The sequence below is a fragment of the Mesorhizobium sp. M4B.F.Ca.ET.017.02.2.1 genome, assembly GCF_003998955.1.
GTDB lineage: Bacteria > Pseudomonadota > Alphaproteobacteria > Rhizobiales > Rhizobiaceae > Mesorhizobium > Mesorhizobium abyssinicae.
Window position 1 is genome coordinate 1 of sequence record NZ_RZOF01000002.1, and the last position, 22,048, is coordinate 22,048.

The window sequence follows — 22,048 nt, forward strand, 5'->3', positions numbered from 1 at the left end:
CTGCGTAGAAGCCCGGCTTGAGGTTGAGGGTCAGTGACCCTGTCTTGCCTGGATCGAGCTCCGAGTCTTCGCCAAGGTGGCCCGCCGCATTCGTGTCGCCGTCCTTGTCCCGCGAATGCCGGCGCCGAAACTGCCAGCCTGGTCATGGCGCTCGCGACAATCGGGTTCCTCGTGCTGTAAGCCCCCAAGTCACAGCGAAAAACGGTGCGTGGAGCCTGTTCCATGGGCTATAATGCGATTGCGCGAAGCATTGAGGTGGCGGCATGTCGGACTGGCTCGCTTGAGAGGCCACAAGGCGGTTCCTGATTACAGCGTAACTTGGATCAGGGCACCCGTCGCCGTCTTTGCTAGAGTGGTGCATGGAACACGGCGAGTAGCCCGGCGAGCGATCGTGCTTCTCGTGGAAGCCGCTTACGCAGCATCGAGATGCGCAGCGTGAAGAACGCTATTTTACCGGGGGAGTCCCGTGATCATCAGTGAGATGACCGCCCAAGAATCCAGGATGCACCTAACCGCGAGCAGGGTCGGGCGCCTTTGCGTAAGCGACGGGATGCCGTACGTTGTGCCGATTAGCTTCGTTTACGAAAACGGCCACATTTACAGCTTCTCCCTGGTTGGTCAGAAGGTCTTGGCGATGCGCGGAAATCCTCAAGTTTGCGTCGAAGTCGACGAGATCCGTAATCCACGCAACTGGTGGAGTGTCGTTGCCTTCGGGCGCTATGAAGAACTCTCCGAAGGCCCCCGGCAGAATGAGCGCGACCATGCATGGTCGCTGTTGCAGAAGGCACGCCCCAACTGGTGGGAACCTGGCAGCGAGACGCCTCAATCCGAGGACAAGGTTGCCAGTCCGCCTCACCTTTTCTTCCGCATCAACATCGAGAGAATCACTGGCCGCCGTGCTCTCGCCTGACCCGGCCCAGTCTGGTTGTGACCGCGCAGGCCGAAGACCGGCAACACAGCGACATCGCCTTCGCGAAGCGCAAGGTCGCGCCAGGTCCGGACGCCCTGGCTCAAGCCGGTCCGTCGGCGGGGCGGAAAGTCGCTGAAACCATAGGCGCTACCTGCCTGCCGGCGAAGCGACCTGCATCGACTGTCATAACGGCATCGCGCATGAGCTGCCGAAAATGGAGGGCGTGATCCGGGCTGGAGGTGCCGCCGGAACTTCAGGGCGAGCAGCTTCCAAGTCGTCTGCCATCGACGAACTTGAACGTCTGATAGCGGTATATCATCCCGAGTCCTAACGAAGGCTACAGATCTCCAACAAACCCAGAATCCACTCAGGACCCATCGTATGGGTGGGACCGTTAGCCCGCCGGGTCTGAATGCCTTGGCTTTGCCGGCCTCGCTCACGCAACCCAAAGGTTGTCTTGGGGGCGAGCGCGATCAGCAAGTGACGACATCGGTGTGGCCGAAACCCTTGGAGTAGTCGAGCACCGAGATGACCGTAGGCATCACGCGAAATATGCGCACCTGATCCGGAGTTGGCATCGGTCCTGGCAGCGAAACTTGCTGCGGATACTTCAGCGGCAGCATCCGCAGGACCTTTTCCGCTTCGGCCAGGTCTGTCACCGCCTGGGCTCGCGCCGCCATGGAAAGTCCGGTGATTTCCATCACCTGCGGCGTGTCGTGATCGATGGTCAAGGACACGCGATCGTCTTGCGTCAGATTCCCAGCCTTCTGGCTTTCCAGACCGCAGAGGAAGTAAAGGGTAAGGCCTTCGTTCACGTAGCCGACGGTGGTCGCCTGCGGCCAGCCGTCGGGCCTTAGCGTTGCGATGGTCATGATCCGATGCTGATCCAACAGCGTCACGATCTTCTTTCTGATCTCTTCGTTCATCCGTTGTCTCCAAAGTCATTGCTGACCCTGACCATAGTAGGGCCGTGGACCACATCGCCTTGACGCACATCAACGCAAAGGAGGGCAGACGCGCATCTGCAGCATTGCCGGCGAAATGAGACGCAAATTATCTAGGCCCTCTCTGCGACCGAGCGGTCGATACCCTGGCTCTGCTGAATGTCAGCGTTCGCGGCGTCAAGGTGGGCTTGCCGAGTGAGTGCCTGTTCCTCGGCCCCACCGACGGCTGCATTTGCGGTGAATCAATGCGCACGCCGTCCACTGCCTCCATAGATGTCGCAGCAGCGCCGGCATCCAGTGGCCCGACCTCGCCGCAAAGGAGGCGAATATGATGAAGCCGATGGTATCCCTGTCTCTGGCGACGTACCCGGAGGCGAACACACCAAAGACCGCGTCTAATGCAGTCGCGGTTGCCAGGCGCATTGGAGCGACGCTGCACGCGGTCGCCATCAATGTCGACATTCCCGACGTTTCAAACGCTCTGTCGAGCTTCTTGCTCGACCTTCCCAACAAGATCAGGGAGGCCGAAGCGACCAGTCGCAAGTTCGGCAAGAACTTGCTGGAAACAGTTGCAAAAGAAGCATTGCAGGGCGGGGTCCGCTTGACGACGCAGGAGCTGACCGCGCCACCGGCCCTAATTGGGGACACAGCGGCCGAGCAGTGCCGCTACTTCGACATCTGCCTGGTCGGATGGGCGCCGGACAACCACACCGCGCGAATGACAGCCGAGGCGGTCGTGTTCGGATCGGGTCGACCGACCCTGCTGCTTCCTGACGCCACGGATGTCGGCGCCCTTGACCATGTCGTCATCGCTTGGGACGGCAGTCGCGTGGCTGCGCGGGCCGTTGCCGATGCACGGCCGTTTCTGGAGCTTGCCACGATGATCACGGTTTTGACCGTGACGGACGAAAAGCCGCTTCCGGGACAAGACATCGGTGAACGCCTTGCGCAAGGCCTGAGGACGCGCGGTCTGGTGGCCGAAGCCGCATCAATTCAGGCGGGGGCGCGCTCGATCGCCACCGCTATCCAGGAGTATGCCCTCGAAATCGGCGGCAAACTATTGGTTATGGGTGGATACGGTCATTCGCGCGTCAGGGACTTCGTTCTCGGTGGGGCGACCGAAGGCATTCTCTCGGATTTGCGCCTGCCCATTCTCCTGTCGCACTAGGGCATGAGTCCCATGAACGCCAGTCGAGGCACGGATCCTGTTTTGCGCTTCCACGGCGCAGCCCACGGTGTTACCGGCTCTTGCTACGAGATCGAAACACCACGCGCGAGGATCCTCGTCGATTGCGGCCTCTTCCAGGGATCGAAGTCGGAGCGGGCCTTGAACTACGGCGCGTTCCCGTTCCCGCCGGAAGCGATCGACGCCGTCGTCCTGACGCATGCTCATATCGATCACAGCGGCCTTCTGCCAAAGCTGGTCACGCAGGGCTTTGCCGGGCCAATCCACACGACCCGAGCTACAATCGATCTTTGTTCGGTCATGTTGCCGGATGCGGCGCATATCCAGGAGATGGAGGTGGAACAGCTTAACCGCCGCAATGCGCAGCGCGGGCGGCCGCCGGTCGAGCCGATCTACAGGCAGCAGGATGCAGCAGCGTGCATGACCCTTTTTCGGGCCTTGGAATACGCCGCATGGACCACCGTAGCCCAAGGCGTTCGGGCTCGCTTTTGGAACGCCGGCCATCTGCTCGGCTCCGCATCGGTTGAGCTAGAGATCGACGTGGAACGTCAGAACATGCCGATGCGCATACTGTTTTCAGGCGATATCGGACCCGGTCACAAGCTGCTGCATACCGATCCGGAGGGCCCGGCCGGTGTCGACTATCTCATCTGCGAATCGACCTATGGCGACCGCGACCGCCCGGACGTTGCGCCTGAACAGCGGCGATCCATGCTCGGCGACGTGGTGCGCAGCGCTGCCGAGGCGAGCGGCCCCCTTATCGTTCCTTCCTTCGCCGTCGAGCGGACACAGGAATTGCTGGTAGACCTCCACCTGCTCATGAAAGCGGGAGAGGTGCCGACTGCTCCGATCTTCGTCGACTCGCCGCTGGCGACACGTGCCAGCACGATCTTCGAAAGACATGCCGACGACATCGAACAAGGCGACGGTCTGCGTCAGGCTCTCAGTTCACCCCAACTGCGCTTCACGGAAACCATCGAGCAAAGCAAGGCGATCAACCGCCTGAGAGGCTTTTTCGTCGTGATCGCCGCCAGCGGCATGTGCGACGCCGGGCGTATCCGCCATCATCTCAAGGCCAACCTCTGGCGGCGGAACGCGACCGTGATGATGGCGGGGTACCAGGCTCAAGGGTCACTCGGAAGGATACTGCTCGACGGCGCGCGGCGTGTGCGCATCCAGGGCGAAGAGGTAGAGGTCAAGGCCCGGATCAGCCTATTCGATCTCTACTCTGGCCATGCCGACGCAAGCGAACTCGTCGCCTGGGCCTTGGCTCGAACTCCGGTCAAGCACACGGTGTTCCTGACGCATGGCGAAGAAGCAGGCTTGGTCGGCCTCAGCGGCCGGCTGGCTGGAGCGATTCCTTCGGACAGGATCATCATGCCGGAGCTGGATAGCGCTTTCCAATTGACGTCCCAAGGCTGTTTGCCGGTCGACGCCAACGAGCCGCGCCGCCTGAAGCCGGAAAAGGTTGCCCGGCTCGATTGGCACAACGATCTTTCAAAGCTTCTCCTCGACGTCACGGAGGCCGTCAACACCGCGGCCGACGAACGGGGTCGCGCCGCAATCATCAGACGGATGCGCCGAGCGCTGGACGCGCCGGCGCTCGGCGCCTTCGCAAATGACGAAAGCTGATCGCGCATCTTTGAATTCAATTTTCGTCACACGGGAAAATGCAAGACGGCACGCTGGGACTCGAACAAGGCCAAATGTCTCGATCCGCTTCATCCACCATTGCAATGCCCGGCCTCAGCGAGGCCGAAGCACAGGCAAGGCTTGCCACCGAAGGCTTCAACGAAATGCCCAGGCCCAGTCGCCGCACGCCGTTGCGGATTGCCATCGAGGTCGTGCGCGAGCCGATGCTCGCCCTGCTGTTAGGTGGAGGTAGCGTCTATTTGCTTCTTGGCGATCTCCAGGAGGCGTTGATCCTGCTTGCATTTGCCACGTTGTCGGTTGGGATTACCATCGTCCAGGAGGCGCGGACGGAGCGTGTCCTCGAGGCGCTGCGCGACCTGACCAGTCCGCGCGCCCTGGTAATACGCGACGGCGAACGCAAGCGGATTGCGGGTCGCGAGGTGGTGCGCGGCGATACGGTCGTGCTGGGCGAGGGGGATCGCGTTCCGGCCGACATCGTGCTCATCCAGAGCCGGGATATCCAGACCGATGAGTCCTTGCTGACCGGCGAATCTGTTCCGGTGCGCAAGATTGCTGCCAGGGATGCCGATCTGCCGGCGCAATGCAGGCCGGGGGGCGACGACCTGCCTTTCGCATTTTCCGGATCACTCATCGTTCGCGGTTCAGGCATTGGCGAAGTTCTGGCAACCGGGCCGCTCAGCCAAATCGGTGCGATCGGGCAATCGCTGAGCACCATGGATACCGAGGCACCCCGCCTGCGGCGACAGACAAAACGCCTTGTTGGCATCTTCGCACTTGTCGGCGGCGCCGTCAGCGTTCTCGCGGTCGTGCTTTATGGCTTGTTGCGGGGCGGATGGCTTGATGCGGTGTTGGCGGGCATTGCGCTCGGCATGTCGATGCTGCCCGAGGAGTTTCCGATGGTGCTGACAATCTTCATGGCCATGGGTGCCTGGCGCATCTCGCAGGCGCGCGTGCTCACCCGTCGCGCAGCAGCGATCGAGACGCTTGGCTCGGCAACTGTCCTTTGCACCGACAAGACCGGAACGCTGACCGAAAATCGCATGACAATTGCAGAAATGAGAACGGCCGATGGAAAACTGCTTCGCCTGAACAGCTCAAACAAGGAGATGCCAGCGGCCTTTGCAGAGTTGGTCGAGGTCGGCGCGCTTGCCAGTGCCGAAATTCCCTTTGATCCGATGGAAAGGGCATTCCACAAGCTTGCCCAGGAGCCCCTGGCGAAGCGTGCTGAGGGTGCCGATTGGAAATTGGCCCGCGCCTACGGGTTGCGTCCTGAACTGCTGGCAATGTCGAACGCCTGGCGGCTATCGGCTGAGGGCAACGACTACCTGATTGCCGCCAAGGGTTCGCCGGAGGCCATCGCGGCACTCTGCCGTCTGCCTGCGGATCGTGTCGCTTCGCTCAAGGATGTTGTGGACGCCATGGCCACGGAAGGACTGCGCGTCTTGGGCGTCGCGCGTTCCAGCCATGCTGGCGATCAACTGCCGGACAAGCAGACTGAATTCGAATTTGAATTCTTGGGTCTCGTCGGGCTTGCCGATCCTCTGCGAGCGGAGGTTCCGGACGCGGTGAGCAATTGCCGCTCCGCCGGCATCAGAGTGATCATGATCACCGGGGACTATCCCGCGACAGCCAGAGCTATCGCCCGCGGGGCCGGGCTCGACTTCAACGATGTCGTCACCGGCGAAGAGCTCAAGGCGCAGGATGACGCAGCCCTGTCGGCGCGCGTGAAGACCGCAACGGTGTTCGCGCGGATCATGCCCGAGCAGAAACTGGCAATCGTCAGAGCATTGAAGGCCAATGGCGAGATCGTTGCCATGACCGGAGACGGCGTCAACGACGCGCCTTCGCTGAAAGCAGCCGACATTGGCATTGCCATGGGAGGGCGCGGCACGGACGTCGCGCGGGAGGCGTCTTCCATCGTCCTTCTCGATGATGACTTCGGGTCGATCGTCAAAGCCATCCGGCTGGGCCGCCGCATCTACGACAATTTGCGCAAGGCAATGGGCTTCATTCTTGCCGTGCACGTACCGATTGCCGGGCTGGCCCTCCTTCCATTGCTATTTGGGCTGCCCATCCTGTTCGGACCTATTCACATTGCCTTTCTGGAGATGGTGATCGATCCGGTCTGCTCCCTGGTCTTTGAAGCGGAGACCGAGGAGGACGACACGATGAGGCGTGCGCCGCGACATCCGGAAGCTGCGCTCTTCTCGCGCTCGTTGATCGCGTGGAGCGTTGTGCAGGGCCTGCTGGCATTCGCGCTTGTTGCTGGCATCTTCCTCGTCGCCTTGCGCTGGGGAATGCCGGAGAATGAGATTCGCGCCCTGACATTCTTCTCGCTGGTGCTGACGATCGTTGGGCTGATTTTCGTCAACCGTACGTTCAGCGAGTCGCTGCTTGTTGCGTTGATCCGGCCAAACCGATCGCTTGCTTTCGTCGTCGTGGTGGTTGCCGCGGCGCTGGGCGGGACACTTGCATGGCCACTCGCAAGTGGCCTCTTCCAGTTCGGACCGCTGCACCTGGACGACCTCGCCGTGACGTTGGCGGCCGGGTTGGCAGTGCTGGTCTGCCTTGAGGTCCTGAAACACTTCTGGCGAGATGGGCTGAAAGCCTGATTGTTGGTGGCAGTATGACCGCGGTTCCAACCAGCGCGACGCCCAGCTTGCACAATGCGAGCGATGCAGCGAGCGGCCGCGCCGATCAGGTGATGAACTGAAAGTCGCGCGATGCGTTGGTGGCCCATGGCCAAGGCGGAATCCCCGAGCTTTCGCAAAATGAGACAACGGAGCCAAGTAAGATGACCGGACAATCGGCAAAAACAGTCAACAGCAACAAACGGATGTCGGACCAGGAGTTGCACGACATTGACGTCTATTGGCGCGCCGCCAACTATCTTACGATCGGGCAAATCTACCTGCTCGACAATCCGCTGCTTCGGGAGCCCCTGAAGCTGGAACATGTCAAGCCGCGGCTGCTAGGGCACTGGGGGACTTCGCCGGGCCTGAGCTTCATCTACGCCCATCTCAACCGCGCGATCCGGCTCAGGGATGCAAACATGGTCTACGTCTGCGGCCCAGGCCATGGCGGTCCGGCCATGGTCGCCAACACCTATCTCGAGGGCATCTACAGCGAGCTCAATCCCGACGTATCTCTGGACGAAGAAGGCATGCGCAGGCTGTTTCGGCAGTTCTCTTTTCCGGGCGGGATTCCGAGCCATGCTGCACCGGATGTCCCGGGCTCGATCCATGAGGGTGGCGAATTGGGCTACGCGCTTTCGCATGCTTTTGGCGCAGCCTTCGACAATCCGGATCTCATCGTCGCCTGCGTGGTCGGCGACGGCGAGGCGGAAACCGGGCCACTTGCCACCGCCTGGCATTCCAACAAGTTCCTCAACCCGGCGCGCGACGGCGCGGTGCTGCCGATCCTGCATCTCAACGGCTACAAGATTGCCAACCCGACCATCCTTGCCCGCATCCCGGAAGACGAATTGCGCGCCTTGTTCGTCGGCTACGGTTACGAGCCGCTGTTCGTCGAAGGCCATGAACCGGGGGCAATGCATGAGAGGATGGCGGTTGTGATCGATGATGCGCTCGACCGCATCGGGGCAATCCAGGACGAGGCTCGCGGCGGTGGCGAAATTGCAAAACGCCGGCCGAAGTGGCCAGTGATCGTGCTGCGCAGCCCCAAAGGCTGGACCGGCCCGAAGGAAGTCGACGGGCTGAAAACCGAAGGCTTCTGGCGCGCCCATCAGGTTCCCTTGTCCGGCCTTGCGGAAAACCCCGAGCATTTGAAGATGCTGGAAGAGTGGATGAGGAGCTATCGGCCTGAAGAACTGTTCGATGCGATGGGTGCGCCTGTGGCCACGATACGTGCCACTGCTCCGCAAGGTACGAGGCGAATGGGCGCCAACCCGCATGCCAATGGCGGCTTGCTGCGCCGGTCCCTTGAACTGCCCAGACTGCGCGACCATGGCATTTCCGTTGAACGGCCCGGCGCGGTGAAGGCCGAGTCAACGCGAGTGATGGGCAAATTCCTGCGCGCCGTGATGGAACTGAACGATGGCGCGAAGAACTTCCGCATCGTCGGCCCGGACGAGACTGCTTCGAACCGGCTGCAAGACGTGTTCGAGGTTACCGAGCGCGCCTGGATGGAAACGATCCTGCCCGAGGATGTTCATCTCGGGCGCGACGGAAGGGTTCTGGAGATTCTCTCGGAACACACCTGCCAGGGCTGGCTTGAAGGCTACCTGCTGACCGGTCGGCACGGCTTCTTCTCCTGCTACGAGGCGTTCATCCACATCGTCGATTCGATGTTCAACCAGCATGCGAAATGGCTGGATGCATGTCGTGAAATTCCCTGGCGATGGTCGGTGGCGTCGCTAAACTACCTGTTGTCGAGTCATGTCTGGCACCAGGAACACAATGGCTTCAGCCATCAGGATCCCGGGTTCATTGATGTCGCCCTCAACAAGAAGGCCGATATCGTGCGCGTCTACCTGCCGCCGGACGCCAACAGTCTGCTCTGCGTGACCGAGCATGTGCTGCAGACATGGGACCGCATCAACGTCATCGTGGCCGGCAAGCCGCCGTCATGGCAGTGGCTTTCGATGGACAAGGCGATCGTTCACTGCAAAGCGGGCATCGGCATTTGGGATTGGGCTTCAACTGACGGCGGAGCAGAGCCGGACGTGGTCTTGGCCTGCGCCGGCGACGTTCCGACCCTGGAGACGCTGGCGGCCGTCCAGATACTCAGGCACCATGTTCCGCAGCTTCGGATCAGGGTGGTCAACGTGGTCGACCTGATGACGCTGCAACCCAGGGAGCATCACCCGCACGGGCTGTCGGATCGCGACTTCGACGCGTTGTTCACCAAAGAAAAACCGGTCATCTTTGCCTACCATGGCTACCCCTGGACGATCCATCGGCTGACCTATCGGCGCACCAACCACGACAATATCCACGTGCGCGGCTACAACGAGGAAGGCACGACGACGACGCCTTTCGACATGACGGTTCTGAACGGCCTGGACAGATATCATCTGGTGCTGAGAGTCCTTGACCGTATCCCTGAGCCGACCGGAGTCGGACTGAAACAGATCATGGAAGGCAAGCTGATCGAGCACCAAGCTTATATCCGCGCCCATGGGCAGGATATGCCGGAGATCCTCGGCTGGAAGTGGGAGTAGTAGCCGGTGGAAATCAGTGCGGCGAACGGATCGGCAGTCGGGGTCCGTTGGCGGGCGCGGCGGACAGATCATGAATGACGCGATTCTTGTCCTTAACGGTGGCTCGTCGAGTCTGAAATTCGCGGTGTTTCAGCAGCGTGACGACCTTCACCTGCTGGTGCGCGGCAGCATATCGTCAATCCGGCAACGTCCACGGCTTCACGTCGCTCCAACGGCGCTGTCGTCCGGGATCGATCGGAGCTTGGGCGCAGGGTCGATCGATATCGCCAGCGCATTCGAAGTCGTGGGCTCCTTGCTTGCGGACCGCGGACTCCTGCGCCAGATCGGCAAGGTCGGTCACAGGATCGTCCACGGCGGACAGAGTTTTTCCAAAGCAGCCATCCTTGATGCAGAGACGACGAAGGCCTTGCATCTGCTGGAGCCGCTCGCCCCGATCCACCAGGCCATCAATCTCGAAATCGTCAGCTTGGCAGCTCGGCTATTGCCTGACGCCCTCCAGGTCGGATGCTTCGATACGGCCTTCCACGCGCGGCGGCCGGAACTTGCCAAGCTCTATGGCTTGCCGCGCGAGTTCTCGGAACAAGGCGTGGTTGCCTACGGCTTTCACGGACTTTCCTACAGCCACGTCGCAACGAAACTTCGCAGCCGCTACGGCGCAAGCGCCGGCGGCCGGGTGATCGTTGCCCACCTGGGCAGCGGAGCAAGCCTATGTGCGATGAAGACGGGGGCAAGCGTCGCCACCACTATGGGGTTCTCAACGCTTGATGGCCTCATCATGAGCACACGTTGCGGCACGGTCGACCCTGGCGTGATCCTGTACCTGTTGCAGGACCAAAAGCTGTCATTGGGTGAGCTGTCCAACCTTCTCTACGAGGAATCCGGTCTGCTGGGTGTCTCCGGCATCTCGGGTGATATGCAGACATTGCTGGGCTCGAGCGACCCTGCAGCCGCGCGAGCCGTCGATCTCTTCATCTATCGTGTCGGGCGCGAGATCGGGTCACTTGCCGCGGCCCTTGGAGGTCTCGATACCCTCGTCTTCACCGCCGGCATTGGCGAGCACGCACCTGTGATCCGGCAAAAGATCTGCGAAGCCGCCGAATGGCTTGGCGTTGCGGTCGACAATGATTTGAACCAGAACGACGAAGGATTGGTCAGCAGCCCGCAGTCCCGGGTCGACGTCCTTGTCATTCCCGCAGACGAGGAAGCCGCCGTCGCCAGGGAAATCCTCGACGTCTGAACAAGAGCTTCGCTGCCGGCACGCATCTGCGCGAGACCGGTCGTTACCGGGGCAGGGGGGTGCCGAGCTTTCGCCGAACCAGGAGAAGTGTCGGGTCGTTGGGGTCTGTGGTGACAGTGAATCCCATGTCGCGCTCAAGCTCGATTGCAGCGCGATTCTCACGGCTTTCGATCGACTCGATTGTCTCGAGGCCGATCCCGTCGGCCCACCTTGCGATATAGGCAAGCAGTTCCCAGCCGACGCCGAGATTCTTGCGGTCCTGGCGAATGCAGATAGCGACTTCGCCGCGCCGGTCGGCAGCGTCGCTGGCGAGTGTCGCCACTGCGATCAACGCTCCGTCAGTCGAGAACGCCAGAAAGTTATTGATATGCGGATCGTCGGAGCGAGTCATCGCTACCAGCCGTTCATGCGAGACCTCTTTCACTCCACCGAGAAAGCGGAAGCGCAGATCTTGCGGCGTCACATGGGTGAAGAACTCCGCCAGGGCGGGCTCATCTTCGGGGCGTGCGCGGCGTACATCGAAGCGAAACCCGGTATGCGTGGAAAGCGTGCTAACCATCGTTATATATGGTCTCCGATCCGAGGTGTGCTGCGGCGCCGTTGTCCTGTCTCTCCAAGGCGCGCGACCTCACTCGCTCATGTATTGAAGCGCGTCCTGCTTGACGATTTCTATGCTGCGCAGGTTCAGCAGGCGGATGACGCCCTTGTCCTTCAGCCGGGTGAAGACTCGCGACACGGTCTCGATCGTGAGTCCGAGATAGTCGCCGATATCCGCGCGAGACATCGGCAGATCGACCTGCCGCAATCCGCCTTGCCGCTCTGCCATGTCGACCAGGAACGCGGCCACCCGTTCGATGGCATTCTGGCGACCGAGGACCAGGAGGTGTTCCTGCGCCCTGGTCAAACCTTTGAGGGCCAGGGGCAGCAACTGGCGCGAGACATCCGCCCCGGCAGCGAACCGATAGACCCGGATGCCGGTCGCGTTGATTGCTTCGGCGAAGAAATGATGTGTCGCGTCGGCTTCGAAACCGAATGTCTCGCCAGCCAAATGGAAGGCACTTATCTGCCGGCGGCCGTCGGCAAGGAGGCGATAGATGCGGACGGCGCCGAACTCGACCTGGTAGAGAGCTCCGGCCTTTTCCCCCTGCGCATAGATTTCCGACCCGGCCGGGTAGAAGTTGATGGGCTGCAACGGCACGCTGTCCAGAACTGCCGGGAGGCTCGACTGTGGCACGTGCGGCGGCAGTGAAATTGTGGAGGTCGTGTGAGCGTACATGGCTGCTTCTCCGTGATCCGTGGCATCAGCAATCGCGCGAATCGGAGGAAAGCGAAATTCGGTTAAGTCCCTACGGGAAACTACTTAGTGGGGGGACCCAGACGACATTGCATCCGCCGAGGATGGCATGGGCGCCACTGTTTGCCTTAACGCCAAAAAGACGGACTTTGCGATGTTGGCATGAGGAGAGCTGGCTGCATCGCAATTGCATCATCAAGGTGGTCGGCGCAGGCCGCGGGGGCAGCATTGTTGGGTGTGCTCGAAGCCCGCACCGACCGAGGCGGCAGGGGCCGCCTGGGTTGCGCTACAACATGTGAGAGAACCAGGAACCTGCCCGAACGCCGAACTTGGCCTTATGCACATACTTAGGTTCTCCGCGCCTAAATGGATTGGAAATATCCACGGTAAGATTTGATTCAACTCAAAGCGTGGGTGCCCCCGGAGGTTGTTGAAAGCCCTGTCGCTAAATGATCGGGGTAGGCCGCCATGTATTTTCCGCAATTTCTGGTGGGCATGCTCGTGACGTCGTTTGTCGTGGCGATCTGGATCGGTGTGGAAACAGGTTCGGGTTGGGCTGCACTCGGTGGGGCTTTGCTCACATTGGTCGTCCTGCAAGTTGGATATGTCGTCCTGATCATTCGCTTGATCCTCAACCAGATACCGAAAACGGGAGCGGCGGCCTCGGCTTCGGCGAACCCGGCGCCACCGCTCCGCGGAGACGGGGTCTCGCTTTAGGCGAGCGAAGCACGAGGGTTGTTGGACCGCATGCGGTCCCATTGACTTTGTGAGCGCCGTTGTTTGACTGGTAGGGCGAGCTTGCAAGGTCCAGATGGAAACGAATGCGCATCGCGATCCTGTCTGACATCCATTCCAACCGCGAGGCGCTCGATGCGGTTCTCGAGGTGGTTGGCGAGCGCGGATGGGACGAGTTGGTATTGCTTGGCGATCTGGTTGGCTACGGGCCCGACCCAGTCTATGCGCTCGAGACGGCTGCGGACCTGGTCGATCGAGGCGCGCTCTGCGTCATGGGAAACCATGACGAAGCGATAGCCTTCAACAGGGGCGGCATGACGGAGAATGCTCGGACAGCGGCCAGTTGGACGCGTGAGCGTTTGACCTCGGCGCATGTCGATTTCCTGTCCCGTTTGCCGATGTCGTTGACGTCGGAAGACCGGCAATATGTTCACGCCAGCGCCGAACGGCCGGGAAAATGGCTATACATCCGCGACGTGGATTCAGCAGAGCGCTGCCTATCTTCAAGCGTGGCCCGTTTCGTCTTCTGCGGCCACACCCATATTCCGGCCATCTACTACGCGCTGCCAGGTCGCCGGCCGATCTGTTTTCAACCGCTGGCCAATGTGGCTGCGCCGTTATCCGCGGTCGGACGGCTCGTCGTGAACGTCGGAGCGGTCGGCCAGCCTCGCGACGGCAATCCGGCGGCCTGCTTCGCCCTCGTCGATACGCAGCGGCACGAGGTCTCCATGATCCGTGTGCCTTACGACTACGAAGAGACCGCCCGAAAGACTGCTGACTCTGGGTTGCCGGCATGGCTGGGCATGCGATTGAAGATCGGACGATAGGGTTGTTGGAGACGATCGGGTGCAGCGGTTTGAATCAGGGGCAATCATTGATGGTTTCGAACTGGTCGAACGACTGCCGTCCGGCGGCATGGCCTCGCTCTGGCGCGCAAACAGCCCGCAGTTCGATTTCCCGCTGGTGTTGAAAGTCCCTTTCCTGGATCCGGGAGGCGATGTCTCCGTCATACTGGGCTTCGAGGCGGAAGAGTTGATCCTCAGGCGCTTGTCAGGTCCGCATGTACCCCGCTTCGTGGCCTCAGGAAACCTTTCAGAAATTCCTTTCATAGCCATGGAGTTCGTGGCCGGCACAAGTCTCGCCCAGCTGATCAGCAATGCGCCACTGCCAGCTGACGAGGTCGCGAGGGTCGGCTCCGAAATTGCCAAGGCGCTCGCCGCCCTGCATCGCCAAAAAGTGGTGCATCTCGATCTCAAGCCCGAAAATGTCATTCTTGCCGAGCGCGGCGCGGTGCTTCTCGATTTCGGGCTCGCGCGGCATGCAGAGCTTCCCGATCTTCTCGGCGCGGAAAGCTCCGTGCCGATGGGCTCCGCCGCCTACATGGCACCCGAACAAGTGCTTGCCGAAAGAGGCGACCCTGCAAGCGATCTTTTTGCGCTTGGCTGCATTCTTTACCAGCTGGCAACTGGCGAAGAACCGTTCGGGCGACCGGCGACTTTCGCCGGAATGAAGCGACGGCTCTACCACGCCCCCAGGCCACCGCGGGACCTGAACGGAGCCATCCCGCGGTGGTTGGAGGCAATCATGCTTCGGTGCATGCAGGTGGACAGGTCCAAGCGATATGTCGATGCCGCTCACGTGCTGTCCGATCTAAGGAACCCCGATCAGGTGGTGGTGACGCGGCACCTGCCTCGGAGCAAGGGAATTTGGGCCACGATCCTCGGTCTGCTTCGCAAGACTGACGACAAGTCGCTTGTCGGGATGCCGGCAGATCCCAGGCTTCTGGCCGGACCATCCATTGTTTTGGTCGCCGTCGATCTGGCCAACGGAAACGATCCGCTGGCCAGGGAGGTTCTGAGCGAGACCGCGCGCGTCCTTGGCTCGCGAGAAGACTCGTGGTTGGCCTGTGTGACAGTCCTGAAGACCGAGATTATCGGCGACACGCCCACGGTGGACGAGTCGGGCCGTTCGGAATATTTGAAGCGGCTGGTTGCCCTGAAGGATTGGTCCCGCCCGCTACATCTGCCGGAGGATCGCATCAGCTATCATGTTCTGGAGGCGGTCAGCCCCGCCGATGCGATCCTCAACTACGCTGAGCACAACGACGTCGGGCATATCGTTGTCGGGGCACGGGCGTCTTCCGCCATTCGCCGGCACCTCGGCAGTGTTTCTACCAAGGTGGTAGCACAGGCGCTTTGCTCGGTTTCAGTCGTGCGGTTGAAGGCGATCGAAGAACAAGGGCGTCGGTGAGCCGCTGCGCGCAAGGACCCGCCGGGACGCCGCCTCAGTTTGATAGCAGTCGATTGATTGCCCCCTGTTTCAGCAGGGAGCGTGTCATGCCGCCGAAGGCCCATTCCCGGATCCGGCTGTGACCATAGCCGCCCGCGACCACAAGTCCTGCATCCATCGCACGGGCGAGTTCGGCAACGGCTTCGCAGGGGTCTGCATTGCCGACGCCTATAACTTCGGATCTTGCCTTAACGCCATGCCTCGCCAGGAACCGGACAACGTCCTCGGCACTTTCGCGCGCGTTTCTCTGGCCCTGTTCCTCGATTGTCGCCACGAGCACATGTTGTGCGCCTGTCAAAATGGGCATTGCATCGCTGACTGCGCGCCGCGCCTCGCGCGTGTCCTTCCAGGCGACAAGAACATTCTTTGGGTTGAGCGGAGCCAGGTTATCGACAGCAATCAGCACCGGCCGGCCCGCGGACAACACCAGACTACCGGCATCTACGACACGGTGGCGATCGCTGGCGACGCCCTTTGCCGGCGCTCCCGTGACAATAAGGTCGGCGGCGCGGGCATGCATCGCGAGCAGACCTGTCGGATCTCCGATCTCCTCGCGCCAGAAAGCTCTGTCCCCGCCAATGCGGAGGAATTCTTCCCGCATCACCTTCAGGCGATCTTCGATTTCCGCCCTGCGTTGGCGCATTATCTCCGCAACTGCAGCGGCGCCATTGTCTCCCGACACAAAGACATAGGCATCCGCCGCGGCGAAACCGATCAGTGTGGCATCGAACCGTTGCGCCAATTCCTGGGCATAGCGCGCGCGGGGGGACGCCGGAGAATCGATGTCCAGTTGTACAATAATGGTGTTGAAGATCATTTTGTGTCTCCGCAGCATGCTTGTCGCACGGTCGTTTGAGGTTCGGTCACGACACTTGTGATCACCAGCCGGGCTGCCTGCCGCGGCGGCGCATCGTCATCGCCTTTTCGACCTATGGAGGGTGCCCGGCGCACGACCTACATCGTCATTTCCGGTTCGAGAGCACGCTCCTTGGCCGGTTCCGGGATTTCCGTCATGGTCGCTTCGGTCAAGAGCAGAACACTGGCGACCGAGACGGCGTTTTCAAGTGCGATGCGCACCACCTTGGTTGGATCGATGATGCCGGCTTCGACGAGGTCAACATACTCTTTGCGTCCAGCATCGAAGCCAAAGTTTCCCGACCCCTCGATCATCTTGGCGATAACTACGCCACCGTCGACAGCCGAATTCTCGGCAATCTGCCGGACAGGCGTTTCGAGAGCGCGCCGGAGTATCTGCACGCCGGTCCTCTCGTCGCCCTCGGACAGTTTTTCTTCATCAGCTACCGTGGCGATGCAGCGCAGCAGCGCAAGCCCGCCGCCAGGCACCACGCCCTCGGCAACCGCAGCCTTGGTGGCGCTGATAGCGTCGTCTAGTGCCTCCTTCTTCGACTTCATTTCGGCCTCGGTTGGAGCCCCGACCTTTATGACGGCAACACCGCCGGCAAGCTTAGCCAGCCGCTCTTGCAGCTTTTCGCGATCGTAGTCGCTGGTCGTGCTCTCGATCTCGCGCCGGATCTGCTCTACGCGACCCTTGATTGCCTTGGCGTCTCCGCCACCGCCGATGATCGTCGTGTTGTCCTTATCGACGACCACGCGTTTGGCACGCCCCAACTGCGCCATCGTGACATTTTCGAGCTTGAGGCCAATATCCTCGGAGATGACCTGAGCGCCTGTCAGCACAGCTATGTCCTGCAGCATAGCCTTGCGCCGATCGCCGAAACCGGGCGCCTTGACTGCACAGTTCTTGAAGGTGCCCCGGATTTGATTGACGATGAGCGTGGCAAGCGCCTCGCCTTCGACTTCTTCGGCGACAACCAGCAGAGGCGAGCCCGACTTGGCCACGGCTTCCAGCAACTTGATGAGATCGTTCAGCGAAGCGATTTTCTTCTCCACGATCAGCACCAGCGCGTCTTCCAGGACCGCTTCCATCTTCTCGGGATCGGTCACGAAATACGGTGAAAGGAACCCGCGATCGAACTGCATGCCTTCGACGACGTCCAGAACGGTTTCAGTGGTCTTCGACTCTTCGACCGTAATGACTCCTTCACCGCCGACCTTTTCCATCGCCTCGCCAACCAACTGGCCGATGAGCGTGTCGTTGTGCGCCGAGATCGTGGCCACCTGTTCCTTTTCGCGCCGGGTCGAGACCGGTCGAGATATTTGCTTGAGTGTCTCGATCGCGCGCTTGGTGGCGCGATCGAGGCCGCGCTTGATGTCGATCGCGCTGGCGCCGGCGACGACATTGCGAACTCCATCGGCAAACATCGCGTGAGCGAGGATGGTCGATGTGCTGGTGCCGTCGCCAACCATATCGCCGGTCTTCTCGGCTGCTTGTCTCAGCATCCTGGCGCCGAGATTTTCTTCCGGGTCCTTCAGGTCGAATTCCTTGGCGATCGTCACCCCGTCGTTGCAAACGATCGGGGCACCCCATCTTTTTTCGATCAGTACAGATTTCGAGCGCGGCCCGAGCGTCACGCGCACGGCATCGGCGAGCTGTGTCGCGCCGCGAAGGATCTTTTCGCGCGCGGCTGAGCGGAACAGTACTTGTTTATGGGCCATGACCGTCTCCGAAATCTGTTGGCCAGTCTGAGCTAACAGGCATCCCGTCGGTCGGCCTTGATACGTATCAATCGCGATCAAGGGCCATGTTGACGAAGATCAATGACGACGGGACGCGTTACCTGCGTGATGGGATCGATCCAATCTGGAGGAGGACCATGCGGACGAATGAAACGCCCCGATACGACGACAGCGTGAATACCACGGGTTGCTGCCCCAGGTTCAATCCCGAGGGCTGGGACGGTAGCACCTGCACTTCAAGGGCAAGCGGTTTGTGAAAGCGAAAACCCACAGTGTCATGCACATCCCGATGAACATGGGCGGCGTGTTCGCGCGCGTTAGGACGAACCCGGAGGTGAGACGATGCCAGCAATGTCCCGCTCCAACGAGACTATCGTCGGAATAGAACGCGCGGCTGAGACCGTGTTTGCCTATCTTGATGACCACAGGCATCTGGGTGCTCATATGAGCACCTCGTCATGGATGATGCTCGGTTCGAAAATGCACTACGAATTCGATGCAGGCGAAGCCCGCTTGATCGGCTCCAAGTTCGGATTCCATGGAAAAATACTTGGAATTGCGCTGTCCGCCGAACAGGTGGTTACAATCCGGACGCCGCCCAAACTGAAGGTCTGGGAGACCATCGGAGCGCCAAGTCTATGGGGTGATCGGCCGCTATCGGATGGGTTTCGAAATAGTGCCCGAGGCGAGAGGGTCCCGGCTTCGAGTCTTCATCGAATACGACCTGCCGGAGGCGGAACCGTCCCGTTGGCTTGGCCTGATCTTTGCGAATGCATACGCGCGCTGGTGTACTGGCCGGATGGCAAAAGACGCAGCCCGTTATTTCGCGACGGCGGGGGCTCAGGCAGTCCCTTTGAAAGGCTGAGCGGGACGAGCGGCGGCTTCGAACCGCGTGCCGCGCTCTCCTCTGACGATTTCGCTGGCATCATCGAGCTTGCCGATCGCTGCAGGTTTGCCCGTTGCATCAGCGAACTCGATTGCGGAGCTGACCTTCGGCCCCATGGAGCCGGCCGCAAAATCCCGCCCCGATATCTCGGTCGTTGCAACCCGACGGAGCGCGCGGGCGGTGGCGGTGCCGTGGCCACTATAGACCGCATCGACATCGGTCAGCATCAGCAGCATGTCGGCCTTCAGCTGGCGCGCGAGAAGTGAACTCGCCAGATCCTTGTCGATAACGGCTTCTACGCCGCACAGGCTGCCGTCGTCCCGCGCTATCACCGGAACTCCGCCGCCGCCCGTGCAAATGACGATGACGCCGCGTTCGACGAGAAACGAAATCACGGAGCCTTCAAGAATCTCCAGCGGCCTGGGCGAGGGCACGACCCGGCGCCACTTATCGCCATCGGGCGCGATCTGCCAGCTGCGTTCGTTGGCAAGCCTATGTGCTGTGTCCTCGTCATAGACCGGGCCGATCGGCTTCGTCGGGTGAGCGAAAGCCGGATCGTACGGGTCGACTTTCACCTGCGTCAGCAGCGTCGCGAACAGCCTTTCCTTTAAGAGGTTGCCGAGCTCCTGCTCAATCACATAGCCGATCATGCCAGCGCTTTCAGCGCCAAGGACGTCGAGTGGGAATGCGCCGCCATCCGGAGCGGCCGCCGCCTGGAGGGCCAGAAGCCCCACCTGCGGGCCGTTGCCATGCGTGACTACAATCGAGTGCCCTTCGCCGACGAGTGCCCCGAGTACGGATGCGGCGCGCTTGATGTTGGCACGCTGGTTTTCGGCGGTCATCGGTTCGCCGCGGCGCAGCAGCGCGTTACCTCCGAGTGCAACGACGATCAGCATCTCAGTTGCCGATCGTGGCGACGAGCAGGGCCTTGATCGTATGCATGCGGTTTTCGGCCTGGTCGAAGACGATCGATGCGCCCGATTCAAACACCTCGTCAGTGACCTCCATGCAGTCGATGCCATACTCCTTCGCGATGAACGCGCCGATCTCGGTGTCGGTGTCGTGGAATGCCGGCAGGCAATGCATGAACATGACATGAGGGTTGCCCGCGGCAGCCATCACTTCGCTCGTGACCCGATAGGGCGTCAAAAGGCGGATACGCTCGGCCCAGCCCGATTTGTCCTCACCCATCGACATCCACACGTCGGTGTAGACAAAGTCGGCGTCCTGGACGCAGCCCATCACGTCTTCGTCCAGCCTGAAGCGGCCGCTGCTTTGTGCTGCAAGGTCTCTGACATGGGCGCAGAATTCCTCGTCCGGCCAAAGTTCCCTTGGCGAGGCAATGCGCATGTCGATGCCGACCTTGGCTGCGCCCAGTGCCAGCGACAGCGCGACATTGTCACGTCCTTCGCCGACGAAGGTGACGGTCATGTCCGAAAGGTGCTTGTGCGTGAACTCGCGCATGGTCATGAAATCGGCGAGGATCTGTGTCGGATGCGCTTCGTCGGTAAGGCCGTTGTAGACGGGCACGCCCGCGTGCGCGGCAAGCAGTTCGGCCTGGTGCTGGCCAAAACCGCGATACTCGATCGCATCGTACATGCGGCCGAGCACGCGCGCTGTATCCTTCATGGATTCCTTGTGGCCGATATGGCTGCCGGTGGGGCCGAAATAGGTGACGTGGGCGCCCTGATCATAGGCCGCCACCTCGAATCCGGTTCTGGTGCGCGTCGAGTCCTTCTCGAAGATCAGCGCGATATTCTTCCTGATGAGACGCGGTATCTCGTGGCCCGCGAGCTTGGCCGCCTTGAGGTCGGCGGCCAGTTTCAGAAGAAAGCGGATCTCGTCGGCCGTGAGATCGTCGAGCGTGAGCACCGAGCGGCCGTGAAGGTTGATCGACATCGGGAATTTCCTTTCCGGTCAAATCGGATCGCGGGCAATCGGGCAGGTCATACAGTGGCCGCCGCCCCGACCACGGCTGAGTTCAGCGCCTTCAACGGTGATCACTTCAATCCCGGCGCGACGCAGCAGCGTGTTGGTATAGACATTGCGGTCGTAGCCGATGACGACGCCGGGTTCGACGGCAACGACGTTGTTGCCGTCGTCCCATTGCTCGCGCTCGGCCTCGTAACGGTCGCCACCGGTGGCGATGATGCGCAGCGAATTCAGTCCAAGCGCTTCTGCAACCACTGCCGTGAAAGGCTCCGTCTCATCCGTGACCTCGACGGCCGCCTCGCCATCGCCCGGTCGCAGAGAGAAGGTTCGCAGGCGGTCGACCACCGGCGGGTACATGGTCACCAGGTCGCGGTCGCAGAAGGTGAAGACGGTGTCGAGATGCATGAAACTGCGGTCCCGCGGCATCAGGGCTGCGATGACGCGTGTCGCTTCACCGGCCGCGAACAGGCTGCGTGCGAGGTCGCCCACGGCTTGCGGCGTGGTACGTTCTCCCATTCCGACAAGCACTGTTCCGCCGCCGATCGGCATCACGTCTCCACCTTCCAGACTGGTGCCTGTTCCCAAACCTGGCGATACGAAGGGGAGGCCGCTGTCGCGAAAACGGGGATGGAAGCGGTACACTGCTTCCACGTTGGCCGCCTCCGGGCGCCTCGCCGGCCAGTACATGGCGTTGACCGAAACTGATCCGTAGATCCAGCAGGAACTGTCGCGCGTGAAAAGCTGGTTCGGCAGCGGCGGAAGCACGAAGTCCTGGGGAGCAAGTGTCCTTCCGGTCAGTCCCTTCGGCTGGAAAGGAAGCTCGGCACGGGCAATGCCGCCGACTAGAAAGGACGCCAGCTGCTCCGGTGGCATGTCGTTTAGCCATCCACGCAACTCGTCGACCATATCCAGTCCGACGACACCGGGATGGACCCGGCGATCGAGAAGCCAGTCGCGCGCCTTGCTGATGGTCATGGCCTCCGCAAGGAGCTCTCCAAAGGAGTGCACCACCACGCCGCGTTCGCGCAACGCATCGACGAAGACGTCATGTTCCTGGCGTGCGCGCTTGACCCACAATACGTCGTCGAACAGCAGCGCCTTGCAGTTCTCGGGCGTGAGCCTGCGCAGGCTGAGGTCCGGTCGATGGACCATCACCTCGCGCAGGCGGCCGACTTCGGAATGGACTCCCAGGCCTGTCATCG

Annotated in this window: 17 protein-coding genes and 1 pseudogene; 10 read left to right on the top strand and 8 right to left on the bottom strand. The window is 61.2% G+C overall.

Features of this window, described 5'->3' with window-relative positions; translation table 11 throughout:
* Positions 1 to 466: 466 nt before the first annotated feature.
* Both EN738_RS00510 and EN738_RS00515 read left to right on the top strand, forming a co-directional pair.
* Positions 467 to 910, top strand: coding sequence for a pyridoxamine 5'-phosphate oxidase family protein (locus EN738_RS00510; protein WP_245494272.1), 444 nt, complete (start codon positions 467 to 469; stop codon positions 908 to 910).
* Between the two features lie 139 nt (positions 911 to 1,049).
* Positions 1,050 to 1,241, top strand: a pseudogene (locus EN738_RS00515) (NapC/NirT family cytochrome c); the annotation flags it as partial.
* A gap of 142 nt (positions 1,242 to 1,383) precedes the next feature.
* Here the strand turns inward: EN738_RS00515 and EN738_RS00520 are convergent.
* The gene (locus tag EN738_RS00520) at positions 1,384 to 1,836 is read right to left on the bottom strand and encodes a pyridoxamine 5'-phosphate oxidase family protein (RefSeq protein ID WP_127281994.1); all 453 of its coding nucleotides are present in this window, start codon (positions 1,834 to 1,836) and stop codon (positions 1,384 to 1,386) included.
* Positions 1,837 to 2,182: 346 nt separating this feature from the next.
* On the opposite strand from EN738_RS00520, the gene EN738_RS00525 reads away from it, so the two are divergent.
* The 5 genes from EN738_RS00525 (at position 2,183) to EN738_RS00545 (ending at position 11,112) form a co-directional block, all read left to right on the top strand.
* Positions 2,183 to 3,022: a universal stress protein gene (locus tag EN738_RS00525; RefSeq protein WP_245494273.1), complete on the top strand. Its 840-nt coding sequence runs from the start codon at positions 2,183 to 2,185 to the stop codon at positions 3,020 to 3,022.
* A gap of 12 nt (positions 3,023 to 3,034) precedes the next feature.
* Positions 3,035 to 4,672: an MBL fold metallo-hydrolase gene (locus EN738_RS00530; RefSeq protein ID WP_127281995.1), complete on the top strand. Its 1,638-nt coding sequence runs from the start codon at positions 3,035 to 3,037 to the stop codon at positions 4,670 to 4,672.
* A gap of 74 nt (positions 4,673 to 4,746) precedes the next feature.
* The gene (locus EN738_RS00535) at positions 4,747 to 7,305 is read left to right on the top strand and encodes a cation-translocating P-type ATPase (protein WP_127282044.1); all 2,559 of its coding nucleotides are present in this window, start codon (positions 4,747 to 4,749) and stop codon (positions 7,303 to 7,305) included.
* 182 nt (positions 7,306 to 7,487) lie between these two features.
* Complete coding sequence (locus EN738_RS00540; RefSeq protein ID WP_127281996.1) at positions 7,488 to 9,875, top strand: phosphoketolase family protein; 2,388 nt, start codon at positions 7,488 to 7,490, stop codon at positions 9,873 to 9,875.
* 70 nt (positions 9,876 to 9,945) lie between these two features.
* Positions 9,946 to 11,112 carry an acetate/propionate family kinase gene (locus EN738_RS00545; protein ID WP_127281997.1) on the top strand — a complete coding sequence of 389 codons (1,167 nt, stop codon included), beginning with the start codon at positions 9,946 to 9,948 and terminating at the stop codon, positions 11,110 to 11,112.
* Between the two features lie 43 nt (positions 11,113 to 11,155).
* Here EN738_RS00545 and EN738_RS00550 read toward each other — a convergent pair whose 3' ends face one another.
* Entirely contained in the window at positions 11,156 to 11,671 is a 516-nt protein-coding gene (locus EN738_RS00550) for a GNAT family N-acetyltransferase (protein WP_127281998.1), read from the bottom strand.
* Positions 11,672 to 11,740: 69 nt separating this feature from the next.
* Positions 11,741 to 12,388, bottom strand: a complete 648-nt coding sequence (locus tag EN738_RS00555) for a helix-turn-helix domain-containing protein (RefSeq protein WP_127281999.1) — start codon at positions 12,386 to 12,388, stop codon at positions 11,741 to 11,743.
* A 486-nt stretch (positions 12,389 to 12,874) separates the two neighbouring features.
* On the opposite strand from EN738_RS00555, the gene EN738_RS00560 reads away from it, so the two are divergent.
* The 3 genes from EN738_RS00560 (at position 12,875) to EN738_RS00570 (ending at position 15,391) form a co-directional block, all read left to right on the top strand.
* Complete coding sequence (locus tag EN738_RS00560) at positions 12,875 to 13,123, top strand: hypothetical protein (RefSeq protein ID WP_127282000.1); 249 nt, start codon at positions 12,875 to 12,877, stop codon at positions 13,121 to 13,123.
* A gap of 104 nt (positions 13,124 to 13,227) precedes the next feature.
* Entirely contained in the window at positions 13,228 to 13,968 is a 741-nt protein-coding gene (locus EN738_RS00565) for a metallophosphoesterase family protein (RefSeq protein WP_127282001.1), read from the top strand.
* Between the two features lie 19 nt (positions 13,969 to 13,987).
* The gene (locus EN738_RS00570) at positions 13,988 to 15,391 is read left to right on the top strand and encodes a bifunctional serine/threonine-protein kinase/universal stress protein (RefSeq protein ID WP_127282002.1); all 1,404 of its coding nucleotides are present in this window, start codon (positions 13,988 to 13,990) and stop codon (positions 15,389 to 15,391) included.
* 34 nt (positions 15,392 to 15,425) lie between these two features.
* Here the strand turns inward: EN738_RS00570 and EN738_RS00575 are convergent, their stop codons facing one another.
* From EN738_RS00575 to EN738_RS00605, 5 genes are all read right to left on the bottom strand, one after another.
* Positions 15,426 to 16,247, bottom strand: coding sequence for a universal stress protein (locus EN738_RS00575; protein WP_127282003.1), 822 nt, complete (start codon positions 16,245 to 16,247; stop codon positions 15,426 to 15,428).
* 137 nt (positions 16,248 to 16,384) lie between these two features.
* The gene (gene groL, locus EN738_RS00580) at positions 16,385 to 18,007 is read right to left on the bottom strand and encodes a chaperonin GroEL (RefSeq protein WP_127282045.1); all 1,623 of its coding nucleotides are present in this window, start codon (positions 18,005 to 18,007) and stop codon (positions 16,385 to 16,387) included.
* Between the two features lie 861 nt (positions 18,008 to 18,868).
* On the bottom strand, positions 18,869 to 19,810 hold the full coding sequence (gene arcC / locus EN738_RS00595; protein WP_127282004.1) for a carbamate kinase: 942 nt from the start codon (positions 19,808 to 19,810) through the stop codon (positions 18,869 to 18,871).
* 1 nt (position 19,811) lies between these two features.
* Positions 19,812 to 20,813 (bottom strand): ornithine carbamoyltransferase, encoded by a 1,002-nt coding sequence (argF, locus tag EN738_RS00600; protein ID WP_127282005.1) that lies wholly within the window; start codon positions 20,811 to 20,813, stop codon positions 19,812 to 19,814.
* An 18-nt stretch (positions 20,814 to 20,831) separates the two neighbouring features.
* The gene (locus tag EN738_RS00605; protein WP_127282006.1) at positions 20,832 to 22,046 is read right to left on the bottom strand and encodes an arginine deiminase; all 1,215 of its coding nucleotides are present in this window, start codon (positions 22,044 to 22,046) and stop codon (positions 20,832 to 20,834) included.
* Between the last annotated feature and the right edge of the window lie 2 nt (positions 22,047 to 22,048).